General features: G+C 61.7%; 14 protein-coding genes. 5 read left to right on the forward strand and 9 right to left on the reverse strand.

Features of this window, described 5'->3' with window-relative positions; translation table 11 throughout:
* Positions 1–118 precede the first annotated feature (118 nt).
* The 4 genes from KBB96_RS01460 to KBB96_RS01475 all read left to right on the forward strand — a co-directional run bounded on the left by KBB96_RS01460 (position 119) and on the right by KBB96_RS01475 (position 4,080).
* Positions 119–1,186: a hypothetical protein gene (locus KBB96_RS01460; protein WP_211631712.1), complete on the forward strand. Its 1,068-nt coding sequence runs from the start codon at positions 119–121 to the stop codon at positions 1,184–1,186.
* 99 nt (positions 1,187–1,285) lie between these two features.
* Positions 1,286–2,086, forward strand: a complete 801-nt coding sequence (locus KBB96_RS01465) for a PEP-CTERM sorting domain-containing protein (protein ID WP_211631713.1) — start codon at positions 1,286–1,288, stop codon at positions 2,084–2,086.
* A gap of 37 nt (positions 2,087–2,123) precedes the next feature.
* Positions 2,124–3,296 (forward strand): hypothetical protein, encoded by a 1,173-nt coding sequence (locus KBB96_RS01470; protein WP_211631714.1) that lies wholly within the window; start codon positions 2,124–2,126, stop codon positions 3,294–3,296.
* Positions 3,259–4,080, forward strand: a complete 822-nt coding sequence (locus KBB96_RS01475; protein ID WP_211631715.1) for a hypothetical protein — start codon at positions 3,259–3,261, stop codon at positions 4,078–4,080. The genes KBB96_RS01470 and KBB96_RS01475 overlap by 38 nt, the downstream gene beginning before the upstream one ends.
* A 3-nt stretch (positions 4,081–4,083) precedes the next feature.
* Here the strand turns inward: KBB96_RS01475 and KBB96_RS01480 are convergent, their stop codons facing one another.
* The 4 genes from KBB96_RS01480 to KBB96_RS01495 are packed head-to-tail and all read right to left on the reverse strand — an operon-like array spanning position 4,084 to position 8,510.
* Complete coding sequence (locus KBB96_RS01480) at positions 4,084–5,238, reverse strand: AGE family epimerase/isomerase (protein ID WP_211631716.1); 1,155 nt, start codon at positions 5,236–5,238, stop codon at positions 4,084–4,086.
* Positions 5,239–5,248: 10 nt separating this feature from the next.
* On the reverse strand, positions 5,249–6,178 hold the full coding sequence (locus KBB96_RS01485) for a dihydrodipicolinate synthase family protein (RefSeq protein WP_211631717.1): 930 nt from the start codon (positions 6,176–6,178) through the stop codon (positions 5,249–5,251).
* Between the two features lie 27 nt (positions 6,179–6,205).
* The gene (locus KBB96_RS01490) at positions 6,206–7,450 is read right to left on the reverse strand and encodes an MFS transporter (RefSeq protein WP_211631718.1); all 1,245 of its coding nucleotides are present in this window, start codon (positions 7,448–7,450) and stop codon (positions 6,206–6,208) included.
* A gap of 4 nt (positions 7,451–7,454) precedes the next feature.
* Positions 7,455–8,510, reverse strand: coding sequence for a galactose oxidase (locus KBB96_RS01495; protein ID WP_211631719.1), 1,056 nt, complete (start codon positions 8,508–8,510; stop codon positions 7,455–7,457).
* 235 nt (positions 8,511–8,745) lie between these two features.
* On the opposite strand from KBB96_RS01495, the gene KBB96_RS01500 reads away from it, so the two are divergent.
* Complete coding sequence (locus tag KBB96_RS01500) at positions 8,746–9,780, forward strand: substrate-binding domain-containing protein (RefSeq protein WP_211631720.1); 1,035 nt, start codon at positions 8,746–8,748, stop codon at positions 9,778–9,780.
* A 2-nt stretch (positions 9,781–9,782) separates the two neighbouring features.
* On the opposite strand, the gene KBB96_RS01505 is transcribed toward KBB96_RS01500, so the two are convergent.
* The 5 genes from KBB96_RS01505 to KBB96_RS01525 all read right to left on the reverse strand — a co-directional run bounded on the left by KBB96_RS01505 (position 9,783) and on the right by KBB96_RS01525 (position 21,270).
* Positions 9,783–13,259, reverse strand: coding sequence for an exo-alpha-sialidase (locus tag KBB96_RS01505; RefSeq protein WP_211631721.1), 3,477 nt, complete (start codon positions 13,257–13,259; stop codon positions 9,783–9,785).
* A 143-nt stretch (positions 13,260–13,402) separates the two neighbouring features.
* Positions 13,403–17,044 carry a beta strand repeat-containing protein gene (locus KBB96_RS01510; RefSeq protein ID WP_211631722.1) on the reverse strand — a complete coding sequence of 1,214 codons (3,642 nt, stop codon included), beginning with the start codon at positions 17,042–17,044 and terminating at the stop codon, positions 13,403–13,405.
* A gap of 94 nt (positions 17,045–17,138) precedes the next feature.
* On the reverse strand, positions 17,139–19,778 hold the full coding sequence (locus KBB96_RS01515; protein WP_211631723.1) for a sialate O-acetylesterase: 2,640 nt from the start codon (positions 19,776–19,778) through the stop codon (positions 17,139–17,141).
* A 94-nt stretch (positions 19,779–19,872) separates the two neighbouring features.
* Entirely contained in the window at positions 19,873–20,526 is a 654-nt protein-coding gene (locus KBB96_RS01520; protein ID WP_211631724.1) for a YdcF family protein, read from the reverse strand.
* Between the two features lie 69 nt (positions 20,527–20,595).
* Positions 20,596–21,270: a PEP-CTERM sorting domain-containing protein gene (locus KBB96_RS01525; protein WP_211631725.1), complete on the reverse strand. Its 675-nt coding sequence runs from the start codon at positions 21,268–21,270 to the stop codon at positions 20,596–20,598.
* Positions 21,271–21,353 lie beyond the last annotated feature (83 nt).

Genomic DNA, 21,353 nt, shown 5'->3' on the forward strand with positions numbered 1-21,353 from the left:
GACGATGGGTGTCACGAAGGTCGCTCCAACAAAGCCGCCCCCCCCGCACCACCGCACGTTCCCCGGTGGGCTACTAAATTCATAGTTTCAACAATCAAGCCATCCAAGCAAGACCACCATGAAAATGCCCCGAATGTTCCCCCTGGCGCTGACCGCCATGACCCTGATTCCGATGGCGGCGGACGCCGTCACCGCTCCTCAAGGCACGGTGCTGATGGGGTTCCGCGTAACCGGCGGTACCGGCGTTGGCTCCTCCTACGTCGTGGATATCGGCTTGGCCGAATCATACCGTGACGCCACCGGTCCCATCACCATCACGAACCTCGCGGCCGACTTGGAGATTCGCTTCGGGTTCGACTGGCAGACCCGCACGGATCTGTTTTACGGAGTAGGAGCATGCCCGGACAGCAATGCGGCTTTCCATGGTGACGCGGAGGACACGCTGTATCTCAGCCGCCCGCAGACGGCGGAGAACGTTCCGGGGACCAGCCCGTCGATCAATACTTCGTCCGGTCGTGCTACGATCGCCGCGAACCTCACCGACGTGCTCGGCGTTGCCGGTGTCAGCGGTTTCCGCTATTCGGCCGTCAGCCCGGGCAACTCGCACGCCTCCCGTCAGCCGGATACGGATCCCAACAGCTGGCGCCAGTACATGGGCCCCGGTGGTGTTGCTGGCAAAGCTGGCAATACCGGTAATTTCGACTTCTCCTGGTCCCAGACCGGTGGCGGCGAGATCGAAGGCACCCCGGACAAGACCTTGAGCCTTTTCCGGATTTCCGGCGGCACTGCGGCCACCTACCTCGGCTACTTCAAGATCCAGGGAAACGGCGATGTGGTCTACACGCCTGCACCGTCCTCCGTGAACTACACCACCTGGGCGGCCACCAACGCTGGCGGACAGTCATACGACCAGGATTTCGATGGTGACGGCATCTCCAACGGTGTCGAGTTCTTCACCGGCACCCCGGGAAATGCGTCAACCTCTCACATCGGAGTCACGAACGGACACGTCATCTGGCCGCGCGCCACGGGACGTACGGTGACCACCGTATTCGTCCAGACTTCCACCAACCTCCAGACATGGACGGACGTGGGTTCCAACCTGGCGGGTGGCACCGGCTCGATCGATTTCACGCTTCCTACCGGCCAGTCGAAGATCTTTGCACGCCTTCGGGTCGTGCCGTGAGGAAGCCATGTGACGAAATCTTGGCACTAGAGTCATTGGCTCCGGACCCCGCCTTTCATTTCTCACACCTCGTCCATCCCCAACACGGATACACTACACATGAACCTCAAAAAGCGATTCCTTCTCGCCATTTCATCGGCGTGCGTCGCGGGTGCTGCCTCCTCCGAAGCAGCGACCGTCGCCTCTGGTGATCTTATTGTCGGCTTCCGCGCCCTTTCGGGCCAGGGTGCCGGAACCAGTTACGTGGTGAGCATCGGCCAGGCCTCCCTCTACCGGGATGCCGATTCCACCGTCACCGTTTCCACCACGGGCGGCACCTATAACCGCGGCGACATCGGCGCGGACTTGGTCTCCATTTACGGAGCCAATTGGTCCACTCGTACCGATCTTGTCTGGGCCATCGTTGGCACCACCGGTGCGAGCGATATCTACGGCTCCCGCGCGGAAACCACCCCCGGCACGGTTCCCGCCGCCTGGGTGTTCAACACCTCCGGCGCCCGCAGCACCGTTTCCGGCAACATCACCAACGTGATCGGCATCGGCCTCCCCGGCGGCCTTGACGACGCCACGGCGATGGCCGGCGGTATCTACGGCGGCCGTGAAGCCGACGGCAGCGCCAACGCATGGCGCGGCTACCTCGGTGCCGGCGGTGTCGCCGGTCAGGCTGGTGCGACCGGCAACACCGACTTTGGTGCGTTCCCCGGCGACATCGAAGGCAATGTGACCCAGTCCCTTTCGCTCTTCAATATCACCGGCAACGGTTCCGCCAACAGCTCCTACGTGGGCTCATTCTCCATCAGCTCCAACGGCACCATCACGATGGTTCCCGAGCCCTCCAGCCTCTTCGCGTTGCTCGGTGGCTCCGCCCTCCTGATCTCCCGCCGCCGCCGTTCCGCCTGATCCCATTCGAATTGACCAGACAACCATATACACTCCAATGACCACCAAAAACATGCTCGTCTGCGCCGCCATTGCCTGCGGCACGATCGCCACGGCTTCGGCCGATGACGTTTACCTCACCGGTTCGTCCGCCTTCCGCGGCGTCGTGATGAAGTATCTGCGCGAACATATGACCAACAAGCGCGCGGTGTTCGACAAGGCTCTCAACTCCGATCTGACCAAGAGCGTCGATGCTTCCAGCTTCATCGTCCTGAGCGGCAACTACGGCGGCAATCCGATCACGATCTATTGCGCCTGGACGGGTTCCGTGGCCGGTATCCACACCGTGGTCGAGTCGCAGAACGTCGCTTTCCCGGTCAAGCCTGCCGATTTCGACACCAACGTGAACTACAGCATCGAAGGTGCTGGCCAGGGCGTCCAGGGCACCACCGTGAACTCGCTTGGCAACATCACCTCGGCGAGCTTCAACCACATCCCGTCCTTCGGTTTCTCGGATGTGTTCCAATCCTCCACGGTTTACACCACCCCCGCCAATGACACCCCGCTTGCCGTCCTTCCGTTCAAGTGGGTGGCCAGCCGTGGTGCTCAGGCCAGCGGTGTGACCAACATCACTCCCCAGCTTGCCCAGACGCTGTTCAAGACTGGTACCGTCAGCCTCGCCCAGTTCACCGGCATTCCCGCACACGCGGCGAACAAGGTTTACGCGCTGGGTCGTAACGGTGAGTCCGGTACCCGCCTCTCCGCCATGGCTGAAATGGGCGTTGGCGTTTCCGCCGGTCTGACCCAGTACCAGCCGGTTGGAAATCCGGTCACCAGCTGGACCAACATCGGTAATGACGGCTACGTCAGCGGCGGCACCCTCGCCGGTGCTCTTGGTGCTGTGACCACCGCCGCCAACGGCCACGCCATCGCCTACCTCGGCGTGAGCGATGCCTCCACCGCGACCAACGCCACCAACCAGGCCACGGAAGTGTCCCACAACGGTGTGTTCTACACCGCAGCGAGCGATGTGATCCATGGCCGCTATACCTTCTGGTGCTATGAGCACCTTTTCGATCGCGGCGACCAGACCGGTCAGTCCCTCAGCCTTCTGACGGACCTCCAGACCAACCTGCCCACCGCGTTCAACACCTCGGTCACCACCATCCGCCTCGGCGACATGCAGTGCGAGCGTGGCAGCGATGGCGAAACCGTCTTCCACTTCGATTGATCATCGGTTGACGTGCTCATTCGGTGGCATCTCCGGTTCGTCCGGAGATGCCATTTTTCCTTGGAGATTTGCTGATTCCCAGCCGTCTGTTATGAAACCTCTCTCCATTTCCGCAATCGCCCTCATTTGCTCTGCGGGAGCACTTGTCGCATGGAGATCTATGGGCGAACGGAAGGAGGAAAGGAGGGAACCAGCGGAAAGGATCACGCAGCGATCGGCATTGTCTCCCCGTGGTTTTGATACACCCGGAAAGGCCGTCGTCGGAGCGCCGGTCGGCGGGAATGCCGGAAAACGCGATGGGATTCCCGTTCATGATCAGATCCCTGTTCAAACGGAAGGGAAGGAATCCGTGCCCGTTCGTTCGGAGCGTGCTGCAAATTTCCCCGCGCCGCTGGCCTCGTCTGGCAAAGGAGTCGCACAACTGCAATCTCGCGACGTCGCTCCCGGGTCTTCAGAAGTCAAACGGACGGCGGAAGCGGAGAGGGAAGAACCGGCAAAGCTTCCTCTTTTTTATTCCTTGGGAGCCTCGGAAATAAGCAAACGGATTCCGCAACTCCCGGAAGAGACGATCAAGAGCCTCCAGACGGATTTCGAGCAGCAGGCCGGTGTTGGTTCTTTGGAGCCGGAAGATCCGGAGTATGCCCGCCGCTGGAAAGAGGCCGAACTGACCTTGGAACAGCAGATTCGCCTCTGGGGTGGATGGGCCGCGTGGGGTGCCTACGAGCATCAGCTCGCGGTCGTGGCCTACCAGCAGCAAAAGGCTTCCGGAGCGTCCGGACAATGAGGGCTATTCGGACGAGAGCTGGCGGCACAGCCACAGCGCCCGCGGATGGTGGAAGAAGGATTTCCACAATGAGCCCTTGAGCGTGCTGGTCGGCACGCCATCGCGGCGGAGATAGCCGTACCATTCGCCATGTGCGGGATCTCCGAAGTGCTTGAATGACCACTCCCTGCATTTCTCATGCATGACGAGATAGCGGCTTTCGCCGGTCATGCGATGAGCCATCAGGGTGGCGATGAGTGTTTCGTCATGTGGCCACCAGAACTTCATGTCGTGCCAATATTCCTGGACCGGCTTGCCATGAGCATCGCGGAAATAGAACAGGCCGCCGTACTCCGTATCCCAGCCGCGTTCCCACATCCAGTCGATCATGTCGCAGGCCATGCGGATGAGTTCGGGATCGTTGTCGCGTCGCCGGGCTTCTTCCAGGATAAACCAGGCGGCCTCGATGGAGTGGCCGGGATTGAGGGTGCGCCCGTCGAAGTGGTCGGAAATCGATCCATCCGGCTCCACGAGTTCCATCACCACCTTGAGGCTGGGTTTCACGAAAAGGCGGCGGATGTCGTCGAGGAAGCGGTCAATCCAGCCGTTCAGTGCCTCATCCGGTCCGAGATGTTTGATGAGTTCCTGCGCGGTGACCAAGCCGATCATGCGGGGGCCGATGGCTTCCATCGGCCGGGAACCGGTGAACTTCGGCGGCATCAGTCCGGGGGTGAAGTTCCAGTTTACGAAGTGATCGAACCAATGTCGCGCCTTCTCCGCTGAATCACGGTCACCTGTCGCTGCCGCATGGGCGGCCCAGGCGATGGCTGCGAAGCTTTCGCTGTAGGCGTAGCGGCGCTTCCTCACCGGAGTGCCGTCCTGCATAACATGGAAGAACATCCGCCCGTCCTCGGGATCGATGCATTTCTCCTCCAAAAAGCGCAATCCGTTCTCCGCCCACGCCAGCCACTCGGGACGACGTTCGTATTCGAGATACAGGGTCAGCAACATCCAGCTCATGCGGCCCTGCACCCAGACGGACTTGTCGTTGTCTACAAGCGTGCCATCGCCATCGAAACAATGCAGGAACCCCCCATGCTCGGTGTCGATCGAGCGTGGGAACCAGAACGGAAGACAGTCGTTGAACAACTGGTCGTGATAGAATTCGGCGAGTGTCACGGAGAGGTGATCAGGCGTTGGCAAGGGTGGAGGGCTTTGCTCCCCATTGCTCGAAGCCGAGTTCACGGAGTTTGATCAGCAGGGCATCGACTTGGGCGGTCGTCGGATTGCCGAGAGGCAGGCGTGCGGGTCCGACTGGAACGCCCAGGCGTGCCATCAGGGCTTTGGCCGTGCCGAGGAAGCCGGTGGCTGCGATCGCGTCGATCATCTCGATCGATAGCGATTGCAGGCGGCGGGCTTCGGTGAAGTCTCCTTTTTGAAAGGCGGCAATCAGATCGCGATAGAGTTGCGGAGCCCAGTTGAAGGTGGAGCCCACCGCACCACGGGCGCCGGCGGCGAGTCCCCCGAGCATGGCCTCATCAATGCCGAAGGGCAGATCGAAACGGTCCCCGGCGACTTCAAGACTGCGGCGGTAGGAAACGAGATCCGGATTGGTGAACTTGATGCCGGCAAGGGTGGGGATGCGGGCCGGGGCATCCACCAGGAATTGCTCCATCGGCAGCGTCACTCCGGTGAGAACCGGAATGTCGTAGTAGTAGAATGGCGTTTGCGGAGCTTCCCTGGCGATGGCGGCGCACCATTCGATCAGGGATGAAATACTACCAGGCTTGTAGTAGGATGGGGCCAGCGCGCTGATGGCGGAAAATCCGAGCGAGCCAGCGTGACAGGCGAGGGTCTTGCAGTCCTCGATGCAGTTTCCACCCACATGGGCGATCACCGAGATTCCATTGGCCGGTCCGGCCTCCGCCCATGCGTCGTAGAGCCGGATCTTCTCCGCGCAGGAGAGGGAATGGGATTCGCCGGTGGAGCCGGTGATGAAGACGGTGCGGATACCTTGGGCTGCCAGAAGGGCGGCCTGGGTGGGGATCACTTCCGGTGCGATGGACCCGTCCGCATGAAACGGGGAGTGGGTGGCGGCGACGAGTTCGTGAAGGGACATGGTTGGGAACGAATGAAGAACGTTGGATCAATCGGTGGATGCTGTGGCTCCATGCGGACGAATCATCAGCACCAGCGCCACGGCGATAGCTGCCATGATCCCGAAGGTGGTGAAGATCAGGGCGGGGGATGAACCGGCGTCGCGCATCGCCCCCACCAGTTTCACGGCGAGGCCGCCGACGGTCACACTGGCCATGTTCATCAGCCCGTAACCGGTGGCGCGCAGTTCCGGGCGCACGATCTGGCAGAGGATCGGCATGTTGTTGGCATCGAAGAATCCCCATCCGAGGCCGAAGAGGATCAGGAAGGCGATCGCCACGCCCAGCGACGGCGCATAGCCGATCCCGAAGAGCGCGGGAATGCACACCGCCATTCCGATCGCGCTTACGAACACATGTCCGCGCGGAGTCAGCCGCGTCCATCGGTCCGCGAGAGTGCTACCGATGACGACTCCTCCGATCGAAGCCAGTGTGATCCATAAGGTTGCAGAAACTCCGGCTTCTCCTTGGTTGAGATGGAAGGTCTCCGCGAGAAGGGCGGGCATCCAGCTTTTCACCACCCAGCCGGGCATGGCGGGAAGTGAGAAATACAAGATGAGCAGGATGAACGATCCGATGCCGAAGAGTTGGCGCAGGGACATGAGCACGCCGGGCCGGGGCCCGCGTGTGGCGTCGGAGAAAACCTTCGGCCCGTTTTTCAGACACAGCAGAAGCACCGCCGCGTAAATCACTCCCGCGAGGCCGAACCAATGGAAGGCGGCGCGCCAACCGTGGCTGGAGTCCGCGATGTAGCCACCTTGTCCACCGAGGATGATACCGAGATAGATCCCGGACTGATGAATGCCCACGGCGCGCGAACGTGTGCCACTGCGATGAAAGTCCGCGATCAAGGCCAGTGCCGCGGGAATGTAACACGCCTCGCTGACTCCCATGAGCGCCCGTGCCCACCACATCTGCTGATAGGTGGTGGCATGTCCCGTCAGCCAGGTGATGGCGGACCACACGCCCAGGCTCACGATGATCACCCATCTCCGGTTGAAACGGTCCGCCACGTAACCACCCACCGGACTGAAGAACCCGTAAACGAATAGGAACACCGCCATCAGATCTCCAAAGTGCTCGTTGGTCGCGATGTCCGGTACGCCGGACATGATCGACTGCTTCATTGTCGAGAAGATCTGGCGGTCCAGGTAGTTCAACAACGCCACCGGCCACAGCAGGGCGACCGTGAGCCATGCCTGACGTGAGGCGTTGTTTGTTGGGAGATCGGACATGGCTTCAGCGATCCGGGTGGAGGATGAAGACCTGGTTGGTGCGGACGCCGGGCCGCACTTCGCCGTTGAAGAAGATCGTGCCGTCCTTCCAGGGAGCAACCGCAAGTGTGACCGGCGGGGGAAGGGTAAGCATGCCATCCTTGCTCCATGTGCCGGAGACAAGATCGTAGCGATGGACGTCGCGGGCGAAACCCTTGTGCTCCTCCGGCTTCGCGATACCGACCTGAGTGCCATCGTCACCGGAAACCAGGAGGAGGGAGTGATTCACCACCGGTGCGGGTGTGGCAGCCCCCACCGCAGGCCGGGGCATGTCGGCGAGTTGCGTCCATCTGCCATCCTTGAACATCCAGGCGTCCTGCAAGTAGGTGCGCTTGGGTTTGCCTTGGTCATCGGGTGCCAGCGAGCAACCACCCATGACGAAGAAGGATTCATCGACAGCGGCGGCGGTGGCGAGGATACGGCTCGGAGCAGGCAGTCCCGCCTCCTCCTTCCAGCCATTCTCCATCGCATCCAGATCCAGCACCCAGTGTTTGGACGAGGCAGTGGTAGAGTCCGGCTTCACGATGCCGCCGCACAGATGCACCTTGCGGCCGATCATCGCGCCACACATCTGGGCGAGAGGTTCCGGCAGCAGCGGCAGGGCACGGAAACGGGGTGTGGTATCCTCCAGCGTCAGCAGATGGACCTCGCGGAAATTCCGGGCGGCATCTCCGCCGCCGATGAGAAGCACGCCTTCGGGAACTGTCAGCGAAACGCCGTAACCATTCGCGGCAGGAAGTTTGCCAATCTCCTGCCACGTCGCATCCGGCTTTGAGAGATCGAGGGAAAAGAGCTTGTCGTGCCACACCTTCGTTCCGCCGTCCCATGGCATCCGGCCATCGGGAAAATTCGCCCCGCCACCCGCGAGCAGGATGTGGTCCTGCACTCCGGTGAAGGCCCCGGCGAAGCCGCGTTCATCCGGCACCTGTGGCAGCAGCGTGGTCGAGATCCCGGCCACGCCTGCGGATGGGAGAACGGACAGGGCGGCAGCGATCAGCGACGGTGTCAGGGAGGAACTCATGAAAGCAGGCAAGGATCACTTTGGGTGCAAGGAGGAGTCCTCCGGCAAGCTCATTTTATTTCATGCCGGAATCAAAAATGGCGATAGCCGGAGTACTGGTCTTGAAAACAAACCGGTTTGCCGGTGATTCATCTTCCGCATGCTTGCATCCCGTTGTGAATCGGGAAATATGCAAGACATGACGGAGCTGCCAATGCCTTCGCGGGGAAACCTTGTCCATGAAAGCAGCCGGGTCATGCGGCTGCGCATCCAGGGCGGCGAGTGGAAGGAGTTCCTGCCCGGGGAACGGCGTCTCGCGGAGCTGCTGCAGGTGGGCCGCGATACGGTCCGTCTCGCCGTGCAACAGCTTGAAAGGGAGGGCACCATCAGCCCGGCTGAGGCGGGGAGCCGACGACGCATTCTGGTCACCACTTTCGCCGCTAGAAAATCCAACGCGGGCAAACACCTGAAGATCGGCCTCCTCGCTCACCGGCCTCTTGAACAATTGTCCCAGCCTGCGCTTCTGGAGGTGGATCAGATCCGGCGCGCGATCGCGGGAAAGGGTGGGTCTTTGGAAGTCTTCGCTCCTTCGTGGTATGAACGCCGTGCTCCGGCAAAGAACCTCGAGGCATTCGTTTCAGAGGAAACCTGCAGCGCGTGGATTCTGCTGAGATCAAGCGAACCGGTGCAGCGGTGGTTCATGCAGAAGGGACTGCCATGTTTGATCCGGGGCTATCCGCACGAAGGGATCGATCTGCCCCATCTCGATGTCGATTGGGAGGCAACCGCTCGCCACGCCGCCGGACGCTTGTGGAGGCTCGGTCACCAGCGCGTAGGTATCCTCGTTCCCACGGAGTCACTGCGGGGCATTGCGGCCGCTGTGAAGGGGGCGCTTGATCTTGGCGAGACGGGCTTCCAGCCATTCGAGATTCCGGAGAACGGCACGGTGGATGGCATTGCCCGTGGCTTGGCCCGTGCATTGCAGTTGCGGAATCCTCCCACCGCGCTGATTGCCACCCGGCCGCGCCAAGCAGCCACCGTGCTGACATGGCTGGGTTCCCGTGGCATCCGTGTGCCCGCGGACATCAGTTTGATCAGCCTCGCCCGCGAGCCATTTCTGGAGCATCTTGTGCCGGAGGTTTCCGGTTACGATGTCGATCCTGATTCGGTGGCAAAGCAGGTGATGCGCCGCCTCACCTCATTGATCTCCGGCAATCCCCATCCGGGAGGAAATTCATGGATCACTCCGGAGGTGGTGAAAGGGGCTTCGGTGGCGGCGTTGAAGGCGTGAAATCATCGCAGGGCTTTCACCCGCACGAACTTCTTCTCCGGGCCCGTGGAGATCATCGTGGAAGATGTGGTGGAGGTTGCGGTCACATCGGCGGTGTCCGTGGCCCAAGTCATCAGGTCCATGCTCTCCTCGATGCGATAGGTGCGGCCGGGAACGGAAGCCCAGCTCACGTCCAGGCCGCCGGGTGTCACGGCTTGTGACGTGAGGACGAGAACGGAGGATTTGGCGAGCGGATCGGTTCCTGCCAGATGCTCCTGGAGATTGCCTTGCCCGTCTCCATCGGGATCGCCGGAGGCATCGTTCACGCTCGGGTTGGTGCCGTTGAGAGTTTCCCAGGCGTCCGGCATGCCGTCTCCATCCGAGTCGATGGCGGGATTCAACAGCCACTCTTCCTCCACGCGTGCGAAGGTGATGAGGCTGTAGTCGTCCTTTTCGAAGAGTATTCCGATCGACCGGTCAGGGAGGATACAGATCGAGGAATAGGCGGCGGATCCGGCATAGAGCTGTCGGGATGCCGGCCAGCTTGCACCGGCATCCGCGGACACACGCAGGGTGAAGTTCGTGCGGGTGGAAGAACTCGCAGGATTGCCGAAGAGGATCAGCTCGCGTGGTTGCCCGGCGAGTTTGCTGGCCCACTGGATTACGCTGCCTTGGCACACCGGGTCCGGCACGGAGGACAAGCGGAACAGACTGCCCCACGTGCCGTCTTTCATCGGAGTGGCTCCGCCGGGCGTATAGCGTGCCCATGCCCGTTGGCCGTTCGATCCGGAGGGAGTGCGCATGGAGAACAGCAGCCTGCCGTCATCCAGTTCGCAGGCGGTGTTTTCATTCGTCTGCGGAGAGGAGGTTGGAACTGAGGAACCGAAATCCCATGTCGCTCCATGATCACTGCTGAAAACGGAGCATGTACGCACGGTGCCGGAGGCATCCCGGTACTGGGATGGAAAAACGAGCGTGCCATTCCTCATTGCGAAACCATGGCCGGGTCCTTGGAAGACGAGACGCCAGTTGATGTCGTCCTTTACTTCCGCCGTGATATTGATCGGCGCGGACCAGGTGTTTCCGCCATCCGTGCTTTTCGTCAGGACGTACTGGCCGCTCTGGGTGATCGCCGTTCCCGCACCTGATCCATTGTATGCATGATTGCCGAAAGACCAGAGTGCCGCCACCCAGATCGTGTCCGTCACCGGATCATGGAGGATGCATGGGTCGCCGACTCCGTTGCCGGAGGAGCCTGGGATGGAGGCATCGAAATCCATGATCGCCTTCATGGGAGACCAGGTGGCTCCGCCATCCGTGCTGCGCATGTAACCGACGTCCACATTGGCAGGCAGATCGGCGCTGCTGTCATAGCGGATGTCAAAGACGGCGTGGAGCACGCCGTGGGTATCGGAAACGATGCCGGGGATTCGATAGGTGTTCACCGCATCTTGTCCGCTGCGACGGATGTCCGTGAACGAAGGCACGAGCCCCAGGGTGAGCGCGCCCGCGGGGTCGGCATTGGTTGGCTCCATCGTGCCGGATGGATTGCCTGAGACGGTGATCGAATCGATCTTCGCGTCCAGTGTGCTGCCGAGAAGTGCCCGACGCTTTGGAACGATGACGACGGAGAAATGATTGCGTCCCTCAAGCAGCGAGGACGAGCAGGTGAGATCGAGTGTGTCTGATGATGGCAAGGACACGTCCGCCAGGGAGGCTGTGGAGGGATTCGTCACGGTGGTCAGACCCGTGCCCAACAGATGGACGGATTGGATATTCCGCCGCGTGCCGGGAGCGAGGGTGAGACGGACTTTCTGCAGTGTGGTGCTGCCCGCCGCCGGGCAATCCACGGAGAGATGAAGCAATTCGCTGCGGCCGAAGCGCGCCACCGTTGCCGGAGTCTGCGAAACCGCGGCGGCAAATGGCGGAGGTCCGGGGTTGTTCCATCGGGAAGACCACGCGGAATCGAGCGTGGCGACTTCGGACGCGTCCAGCGTCTTGGAAAACACGGCGACTTCTGCGATGTCGCAGGAGAGGCGGCTGAAGGGACTGCCGCCATTGCTGCCCAGAATGAGACCGCCGAGATTGGTGGCATCCGCATCAACAATGTTCGCGATCTCCACGCCATTCACATAGTGGCGGATACGTGTGTCGATGTTTCCGCTGCCGGCATCGAACGGCTCGAAGGTGAAAACATGCCGCTGCCATACGGTGGTCTGACGCGTGGCGGTATCAGTCTCCGCTCCGTTCCATGCTGCGGAGGACGTGGCCACGCCCGCCTGCCATTTGCCACTGCGGATCTGGACACGGGTTCTCCCGCTGGAAGTGGAACCATCAAACAGGAAGCCATCTCCGGTTCCAGTGACCTGGCAGAGCACCGCCACCGAGCGTGCGCTGGTGAGCGGACCGAACTCCGTGGAGTTCGCCCACAGGTCGTTGCTGCCATCAAAGCGCAACACTTCACGCACGCCGCCGCCTGCAAGCGTTACCGGACGCCGGTAGGTGAGGCCAGCCACGCGCCGTGTCAGATCGTGGACGGCGCTTCCATCGACCAGATTGCCCCACCGCTGAACTGCCCCGGACGAATCGAAAGCCGCGCCGTGATCGGCGAGGAACCAGCCGTACAGTTGCGACCACGCGGGCATCGGTGTGGTGCCGGTGGCTCCGGTGCCGATCATTTCCGCCGCCATGCGTTCCCCCAACAGGAGTTCGCTGTCGGCATCGTCGTGGAGCGATTGGCCGTCTTCGTTTTGAAGCGTCAGGCCCGTGGATTCCGCGTAGCCGATGTCCGCGCGGCTGTCGGCCAGGGATTTCTGGTTGGTGCGGGTGGTGTCGCGGTTCGTGCCGGTACCGGCGATCTCGCCGAATACGCCCTTCAAAGCCGTGGCGTGGGGGAGATCGGCGGAAAGATTGGAGAGCAGAGTGGAGAAACGCGTGCCCGCCGCGGATGCTTCCGCCGTGCTGTTGCTCTCGCCCTGGACATACAGAACTCCGGAAATCTCATAGTCATCGTAGCCGGCAGGCAGCGATGTGGTCGCTGCCTGAACGGTGGCTGTGATCTTCTGATACATGTGGTCATCGGTGGAGCCCTTCAACCAGAAGGTATTTCCCCCATCCCCACGAGCTGCTTTGATGATTCCGAAGTCGCGATAGCCCGTGTCCCAGAGGAGGCGGGAAAAACCGATCTCCGGTCCCCAGTGGTCGTCATTGCCCGCATGGTAGCCACCCGTTTGCGCACCAAGGATCGTCCAGCCGGAGGATGCGCCCAGTGCCGCATCACCGCTGGTGGTGGCGTTCGCCAGATTGTCCCAGAAGAAGGGAACTCCTCCCGCATGCTCGGCGGCATGCTGGCCCGGTGGACGTGATCGCATGGTGAGATCCGTGGTGCCCACCGTGCCGAGTGCGTTCGATTCGCCGGTGACAATGAACAGCCGCAGGGTTTTGGCCTCCGCAGGGATGGAGAGAAGCGGCAGCGTGAGTGCGAGAAGACGGGCGTGCATGGTGAGGGGATTTCGGAACAAGGTGCGTCCGGTCCGTCATCGGAGCCAGTGGAGGCAACCGGTGGGTTGGGCAAACCGGTCGTGGACAAAAAGGCCGGTGGGCTGGCGAAGCCCACCGGCGGGAAACAAGGTCGAGTGCACTTTTATTGACCCGCGATCAGAAGTCTCGCGAACAGAGGTCCTGATCCGGCCAGCGAGCGCGGGATGTGGACGGTGACCTTGTCAATGCCAGGGCCGAAGCCATCGGGTTGCACTTCGGTGGTCACACCGAGACTGCTGTCCGCGGTGAGCCAGAACTGGAGCTCGGCACTGCATTGCGGGATTGGTTCGACGGTGGCCATCGATGCAGCCGTGCGGCGGAAGACAAAGTCCAGCGTGGTAGGTGTCACCGAAAGGGTGGGCAGGGCGGCGGAAGAATTCGAGTCCGGATTGGCCGGGTTGGGTTCGGTTCCAAACAGATACTCCAGCACGTTCTTGATGCCGTCGTGGTCCGGGTCGGCATCGCGGAGCGCGTTGTTGCCAGTCAGCCCCTTCGATTCCGCCCAGGCTTCGAAGGTGTTCGGAAGCGGAGCCGTGTAGACCAGCTTGAGCAGATTGCCCTGGACCTGCACGGCCCAGGAGCCTCCGCCGGTGAAAGCGCTGGCATCCACGGTGATTTCGCCGGGATCCAGTCCGGTGATGCCACTGGAGGTGGTGGCCAGCGTGAAGGTGCGGTTGGTGGGAGTGAAGTTCGTCAGCGAGGCCGGGGTGATGACAATGGTCGCGGGGCTGGCGGTGGAGGAGTTCACGGACAACGTGGTGGTGGCCAGCGTGTCGTAGCCCGTGCCATCCGCTCCATCCCAATCCGAAATCTCCCAGGCGTAGCGCGAGCCTGATGAGAGACTGAAGTCTGCGGTGGCGGTGAGCTTGCCCGCGCCGCCACTACCGGGTGCCAGCGTGCCATTGACCGTCACGGCGCTGCCGATGGTGCCGCTGCCTCCCAGTGTGCCCGAGCTGTCCACCGTCACGGCGGAATTGGGAAGCATTCCGTTCACGAACAACCGGCCGTTGTGGATGGTGGTATTGCCCGCGTAGGTTTTCGTTCCGGTGAATGAAACGGTTTGGGTGGCGCTGCCGGTGAGGGTGGTCAATCCGACGACGACCGCACCGCTTCCGGAGATGGTGTTCGCCACTTCAAGGCTGTCCGTGCGGGAAAATGTCAGCGTGCCATTGTTGACGACGGTGGCGCCGCCAAGACTGCCTGACGCCGACGGACCGGCTTGGGATGTATCGGTATTGCCGGGGACACCGCCCACCCGCACCGGCACACCGGCCGGAATGGTGATGGTGCCCGTGAGGGTGTTCGCCCCGGTGAGGATGAAGCCGGTCTCCACATTGGTCATGCCTGCGGCGGGATCCTGGAAGGTGACGTTTCCGGAGCCTGAGATCACACCCTGGAGTTTGAGGATGCGAGGGCCGTTGGCGGAGCGGTTGTCGATGTGGTTGCCCGGGCCGACCAGTTCGATCGGATTGGTCCAGGTCCAGTTGCCCTCGATCTGGGAAAGCGAGCCGCTGGTGGTGGCATCGCCGAGGATCACGCTGCCGCTGCCCATCGCGGTCGCGCCATTGCGGATGGTTTGGAATTCCGAGCCGCCTTTCACGATGAGGCGACCGCTGAATCCATTCCACGAGCTGGTTTCGGTGAAGCCGAGGCCGGTGCCGCTGTAGTTGAAGAACAAAGCGCCACCGTCGATGACGATGTCACCCGCACCATTGACATTCCGCATCTTCGCATTGGCCTTGTAGTCCAGGGTGCCGGTGCGGTTGAAGCGAAGCGTGCCACCGGATTGCACGGTGATCGCACCGCTTCCGATGTCGCCGTTCGTGGCACCATCGCCGATCACCAGCGTTCCCGCTTCGACGGTCGTGGTGCCGGTATAGGCGGAGGCGTTCGTGAGGGTCGCGGAGGATGTGCCGCGTTTGATCACATTACCTGCTCCTGAGACCGCTGTGCCGGAAAGCGTGTAGGGCAGCGTGCTGTTGTCGAAGGTCACGCTTGTTGGCTGGAGCGTGCCACTCAGGACCACGTTGCCGGTGGCCGCGCTGTCATTGAAGGTGACTTGATCGCCCTGCAGGAAATGGGTCGGGCTGGAATCCGAAGCGAGTATCCAGTTCGTGGTCGTGTCCAGCTCCCACGCGGTTCCCGCGGCACCGGTCCAGATGATGGATCCGCCGACGTACTGGAGCTTGAACGAAGTATCCGCGGCATCGTGAGTAAGCAGGAAGCGGCTGCCCGGAGCCAGTTGCAGGCTTGCCGGATCGCCATCCAGCGTCCCGTTGTAGTCGATCACGGTGGTGATGTTGCCGGGTGTGAGGCCCACGGTGGCGGTAGCGGTCAGGATGTGAGGGCCGCCGATATGAAGCCCGCCTGCGTCATTGACCACGAGTTGGTCGGTGGCTCTCAGTGTGGACATCGAGCCGGACTCCAGCGTGAGCGACTTCATGGTCCCGGTGCCAGCAGTGGCATTGTCGCCGGCTCCGAGGGAAGCGCTGCTCTTGACGGTGACCGAGGCGGTATCGAAGTGATTGCCCAGGCGGAGGGTTCCGGCTTCCGCGATGATGCTGCCGGTGGTGGTGGATGCGGAGGTGAGGGCGAGCGCGGATGCGCCGCGTTTCACGATCGAGCCGCCTCCTGAAATGACATTGGCCACGCTGAGGCTGGTACCCGCGCCATGATTGAAAACCAGTGTGCCCTCGTTCGCCACGGTGGCGGCGGCCACGCCGAGCGAACCGGTTGTTCCACCACTGCCGATCTGAAGCGTGGCACCATTGTTGACCGTTGCGGCTCCTTGGCGGGTATTGGCTGCGGAGAGAACGAGGGTTCCGGCTTCCACTGTGATGGGGACCTGATCGGTCGTTCCCACGGCGGAGGTGGTTTGCCGGCCGACGATGCCATTCATCGTCAGCGTGCCGGTGCCGGCCTTCACCAAGGCCAGATGACGAACGATGTTCCCCGATCCATGATGGGACAGGAACATGCCATTGAAGGCCGTATCGGTAGTCTGCTCGACGCGGACGGTGCGGGTGACGGTGGTGCTGGCGGTCCCGCCCCAGTCACAACGCAATGCTCCGTAGCCGGTGAGAGATGAAAGCGTGAGCGTTTTTCCACTGAAAGCATCGGTGACGATGAAATCGCGGGCGTTGTTTGCAGCAGCACCGGTATCGAGCGAGAAGGAAGTCCCGGTGGCCTGGGTGAGGGCTCCTGCACCCACTGCGGTCCAGGATGAAGCCATGGTGCCCGGTGCCGAGCTTGCGGTACCTCCGCGGAAGGTGAGGTTCCCGGTGAAGTTCAGCGCGTTCGCGGTGACCATGTTCTGGCTCGCGGTGGCGTTGTTCGAAACGTTGACTGTGCCCGCCTTTGAAATGATCACCGTCCCCGCTCCGGATAGGGCGTTGAACGTGAGATTGGTATTGTTCGCGCCGTTCTGGAAAGTGATCTGGTTGCCGCTGGCCACCGAGATGGCACCGGCATTCAAAGCGAAATTTCCGGAGACGGAGATGGGCGAGGGCGCGCCGTTGACCGTGATGCCGGCCACGGTGGCGGCGGCGGTGAGGGTGATTACCTGGTTGGCGGTCGAGCTGGAGTCGAACGTGGCGGTATCCGTGGTGGTTGGCGCGGAGGGTGTCCAGTTGCCTGCCGTGCTCCATGTGGCATTGGACGCGCCGGTCCAGGTGACGGCGGACGCCATGCCGGCATTCGCGCAAAGACAAAGAAGGATGGGGAGGAGGGGGCCTTTGGGTTTCATGTGGAACGACAACGAATGTGATCGATCGCAGCATGCCCTCGCTCCCTTTTGTCTCAAGGAACCCCGGGTGGTCGGTTGAGGAAACCAGATCGCCTCAAGGCATCGTGGCCTTCACCTTGTAGAACGCGCGTGCTCCAGAAGCGTGGGTGTCCTCGAGGGTGAGGATGCCATCGGTGCCGCTCACGGGGCCCTGCACCGCAGCCCATGTGGAAAGGTCTTCCGATTTGAACAGCGTGTAGAGACGCTGCGGGGACGTATTGAGCCGGATGGCGGTCATGCCGGAGGAGGAGGTGATCGAGGAGATCGCCAGAGATGAGGAGGAGTCGAGCGGATGGGTGTTTGCAAGATACTCTTCCAGATTCGTATGCCCGTCATGATCGTCATCATTGGCCGCCGCCATGGTGGTGATCGTGTTTCCATATTGGTATTCCCAGGAGTCTGGAAGTTCGTCGTTGTCGGCATCCGCGCCGGTGGGCAGGTAGGCGTTTGTCAGGTCGTAGCGGACGTAATCAATGGTGGCATCGAAATTGTTCCCGAATGACTGCGAGGTGTAGTCTCCGAGAATCAGCCGGTTTTCCGTGCTGCTGTTGTCGTAGGCGACACCTGCCACGGGAGTGAGACGGACTCCATCACGCCAGACATGATAGGCATTGTTGCCCGGGTCGTTGACAACACGGAAGGTGTGAAACTGTCCGTCGAGATTGTTGTGGGCCACGTTGTACGTGCTGTTTCCATTGTCCTGTGTGCGGTCTCCGTGGATTTCGACGAGGATGGTGTGATTGCCCGTGCCCAGCCAGAGGATGAAACCGGATGGATTCGCGTGGAACTTGATGCGGGTCTCCAAGGTCCAGTTCCCGGTGTTGCCCGTCTTCCATCCGCTGTCGGTCCCCTCGATCCATGCTCCACCGCTGCCTGGATTCACAACCCGAAGATCGGTGGGCGCGGCATTGTCGATGGTTTTGGTGAGCGTGCCCGTTTGCTTCCACAGAGCATTGGGGAAGGCTGATCCGTTCCAGATTTCATGACCTTCGAAGCGATGGTTGAATGACGAGGATCCGGATTCGATATGGGGCGGTGCGGAGCTGGTGCCCGAATTTGACGGAGTCTCGATGATGCCGAGCGAAGCCGCGATCCGATCTCCGACGTAGGTTTCCCCCGCTGCGTGCGGGTGGACATAGTCGTAGGTCTGGGTGGCTGGATTGAAGCCGGTGCTGGCATCCGCGAGCCAGATGGGAGAGGTGGACGAGGATGCGTTCTTCGCCGCGATCAGGGCGGGAAGAAGGGCATTGAGGGCATCGACGCCGTCGTGCATCGCCTTGGTCTGATTGGTATGAAGAACGCGGTTGAGGTGAATGCGGACGTTTGGATTCGCGGCACGCAACTGATCGATCATCGTTGAGATGTCATCCCGAACGGTTGCCGCTGCCACGGCAGCGGACTGGCCGCCGGTCGTGATGTAGTCGGCGAGATCGTTGATGCCGATCATGATCGAAACGGTGTCCGGCGTGTAGGTAGCTCCGGTGTAGGGCAACGTGCCTGCGTTGACCGTGGCATAGCTGCTGGATTGGCCTGTCCAGTTGAGCAGGCTGCCATTGCCGAGATTGTTGGTATTGTAGCGTCCGGAAGGCAGTGGCACGCGGGCGCACTCCCATGAGGCGCGCCATCCGAAATGCCCGTCATGGATGTTCTCGAACGACTGTCCATTGACGGTCGGCGTGGTGATCGTGCTGTTCGCGTAGGGGCCGGTCACGGAGCCGGCGAACCGATAGCCGGTGTCTGCATCGATCGGAACGCCCCTTTCAGCAAGGTGTTTGAAGACCGTATAGCGGTAGCCCGGGTGATCGCCGTTTCCTCCCTGGGTGATGGAGTCGCCGATGAAGACGAGTTTCCCGTAACGGCGGGAGACGATGCTGGCCGAGAAAAAGGCCTGTGCGAATCGCTCGCCGATGGTGCGCTTGGCGGCCTTGTCGAAATGCAGGTTGTCCACAGCGGCGACCTGGGACTGGAGGTCGAGATTGTTGAAGTAGTCGATGTATGACGTGACTGCGGCGATGGATGATTGCTTTGCCCGGACCGTGTCCCGGGTGGTGCCCGCAGCAGCGATGCCACCGATGACTGCATGCATGGAACCCGCGTTGGGTAGATCCACGCGGAGATTGTCCACCAGTTCCTTGATGCGGGTGTCGGCGATGCTAGCCTCGGTCGGGGAATCGCTTTCCCCCTGAAGGTAGAGAAGACCGACGATCTCGAAGGTGTCGCCATTTGTGGCGAGCGTCGCGGTGGCAGCGTTCACCGTATCCATCACCTGGGTGTACATGTGATGATCATTGGATGTCTTCGACCAGAAGCTGTTGCCGCCTCCTCCGCGGCTCGCCTTGATGATGCCGAAGTCCCGCACTCCGGCGCGATAGAGCGTGCGTCCGAAATGGATTTCCGGTCCCCAATGAGTGGCGCTGCCGGTGTAGTAACCTCCTTGTTGCGCTTGCAGGGTGCTGAATGCTCCTCCGGAGTTTCCAAGCGGATGGGTGGCATCCGCGATGTTGCTCCAGTAGAACTTCACGTGTGCATCGGCCGGATCGGCGCCGGGTGAGGAGTCCGCTTCACCTGCGTTCGTCGTGCCGAGAGAATTCGACTGGCCGGTCAGGACGAACAGCTTGTAGTGAACAGCGGACGCACGATGGGATGAGAGGGCGAAGGCCAGCAGAAGTGTGGCGAAGCGCGGGAAGGATTTCATCGGAGCGACGGCCCCCGGGTTCGGGGTAAGGAGCGGGTTACTCCCGGATGATCTCCGTCGCAAATGCGTGCCGCAGGTGGGGAAAACCAACCAGCTAGGGAAGGGGATCGCCGTAGCCCGCGCTGCACAGGATTTGAAAGGCTTCCATGACTTCAGGGGATACCGGTTGGGTGCTGGCGAACCCTTTCGCCGGGTAGTCGAGGATGCGCTGGAAATCCCCGGTCATGGCACCCAGCACGATGGAGGGAGTAAGCTCTTCCGTGAAATAGGCGTCGAAGCGGATCGGCGGCGAGGTCACCAGGAAATCGCGGTCCGGCCATTGGATGTCGAGAGCCGCGCGGGTGCGGCGTTCCATGTAGGGCTTCTGCACCACGACCAATGGATTGGAAATGGAGGAGATCCGGTCGACAATCTCACGCGAGAAGCGGATGTTTTCGCCTGTATGGGTGGCCCGGTTTTCGATGTGGATGTCGCTGGCCGGAACTCCTTTCGCACGTGCTGTCTCCGCCATCACCATGGCTTCCGTCTCCGGCCAATGTTCCGTCATCCGTCCTCTTGCCCCGGAGAACACGATCCATCGTCCCATGCCGCGGTGGTAGAGGTCTGCCGCATGGGCGGCGACCCGCAGGTCATTGCTGCCGAAGACGACGATGCCAGCTGCGGCGTGGATGGACTCATCAAGGCGATGGTAATCCCACAAGATCCGGGCGGCCCGATCAACGTGGACTGGCAGGAGAAACGTGCTCATTGAATGAAAAGCGGACGGCCGGACCGATGGCCCGACCGTCCGGTTCATTGCATGTACCCAAGAAACGAATCAAGCGCGACGGCGGCCGAATATCGCAAGCAGCCCGAGTGATCCCAGCAGTGCTGCCGACGGTTCCGGCACGGTGGTGAAGGTCACTGCGAAGCGGCTGTCGAATGCGACTCCGGCCGGGGTGGGACTGTTGGCGTTGAAAGCAGTGCCGCCGGAGTAGGTGCTCACGAATCCGCCGCCGAAGTTGGCCGCGGCGATTCTGGCTCCGACTCCGTCGGTTCCAGTCGAGTCGTTGGCGTTGTTTGTCGAAAACACCGCGAAATAGGTGGTGCTGGTGGAAAGCGAGGAGCCGGAGAACGTCCAGGCCAGATCACTGAGCGCGGTGGCGGAGTTCACATCGATGCTGTTCGAGGAAACCGCCACGGGAGTCCCGGTGGCATCCGCGCTGCCGGTATAGATCTTCACATAGAGCTGGCCTGCTGTTGCGGAACCCGTGGGAGCTTTGACGAATGTGATGCTGTTCAGAGTGGCGGTAGCTGGCAGCGGGCTGTTCGCGGCCACGGTATCGCCTGTGCCAGCTCCCGCAGTGGAGAGAATGAAGCTCTGTCCGCCGAAGGTGGCCTGGGAGCCGGTGGTGACCAAGCCTGAACTGTCCTTGTTGTTGAGGACGACGGTGGCGGAATGGGCGGCGATGGGTGTGGTGGCAAGCGTGGCAATGAGCAATGGGGTCTTCATGGCGGCTGGAGGGGCAGGAGTGGAGTTGCGGCGACCATAGTGGCATCCTGCTCTCCGGCGATTTCCACCGCGTGGTTGGTTAA

Source organism: Luteolibacter ambystomatis (genome assembly GCF_018137965.1).
Lineage (GTDB): Bacteria > Verrucomicrobiota > Verrucomicrobiia > Verrucomicrobiales > Akkermansiaceae > Luteolibacter > Luteolibacter ambystomatis.

Coding starts and splice junctions, on each gene's coding strand:
- KBB96_RS01495 (WP_211631719.1), bottom strand. CDS start 8,510: ATGAGTTCCTCCCTGACACCGTCGCTGATCGCTGCCGCCCTGTCCGTT.
- KBB96_RS01500 (WP_211631720.1), top strand. CDS start 8,746: ATGCGGCTGCGCATCCAGGGCGGCGAGTGGAAGGAGTTCCTGCCCGGG.
- KBB96_RS01465 (WP_211631713.1), top strand. CDS start 1,286: ATGAACCTCAAAAAGCGATTCCTTCTCGCCATTTCATCGGCGTGCGTC.
- KBB96_RS01485 (WP_211631717.1), bottom strand. CDS start 6,178: ATGTCCCTTCACGAACTCGTCGCCGCCACCCACTCCCCGTTTCATGCG.
- KBB96_RS01470 (WP_211631714.1), top strand. CDS start 2,124: ATGACCACCAAAAACATGCTCGTCTGCGCCGCCATTGCCTGCGGCACG.
- KBB96_RS01520 (WP_211631724.1), bottom strand. CDS start 20,526: ATGAGCACGTTTCTCCTGCCAGTCCACGTTGATCGGGCCGCCCGGATC.
- KBB96_RS01490 (WP_211631718.1), bottom strand. CDS start 7,450: ATGTCCGATCTCCCAACAAACAACGCCTCACGTCAGGCATGGCTCACG.
- KBB96_RS01460 (WP_211631712.1), top strand. CDS start 119: ATGAAAATGCCCCGAATGTTCCCCCTGGCGCTGACCGCCATGACCCTG.
- KBB96_RS01510 (WP_211631722.1), bottom strand. CDS start 17,044: ATGAAACCCAAAGGCCCCCTCCTCCCCATCCTTCTTTGTCTTTGCGCG.
- KBB96_RS01505 (WP_211631721.1), bottom strand. CDS start 13,259: ATGCACGCCCGTCTTCTCGCACTCACGCTGCCGCTTCTCTCCATCCCT.
- KBB96_RS01515 (WP_211631723.1), bottom strand. CDS start 19,778: ATGAAATCCTTCCCGCGCTTCGCCACACTTCTGCTGGCCTTCGCCCTC.
- KBB96_RS01525 (WP_211631725.1), bottom strand. CDS start 21,270: ATGAAGACCCCATTGCTCATTGCCACGCTTGCCACCACACCCATCGCC.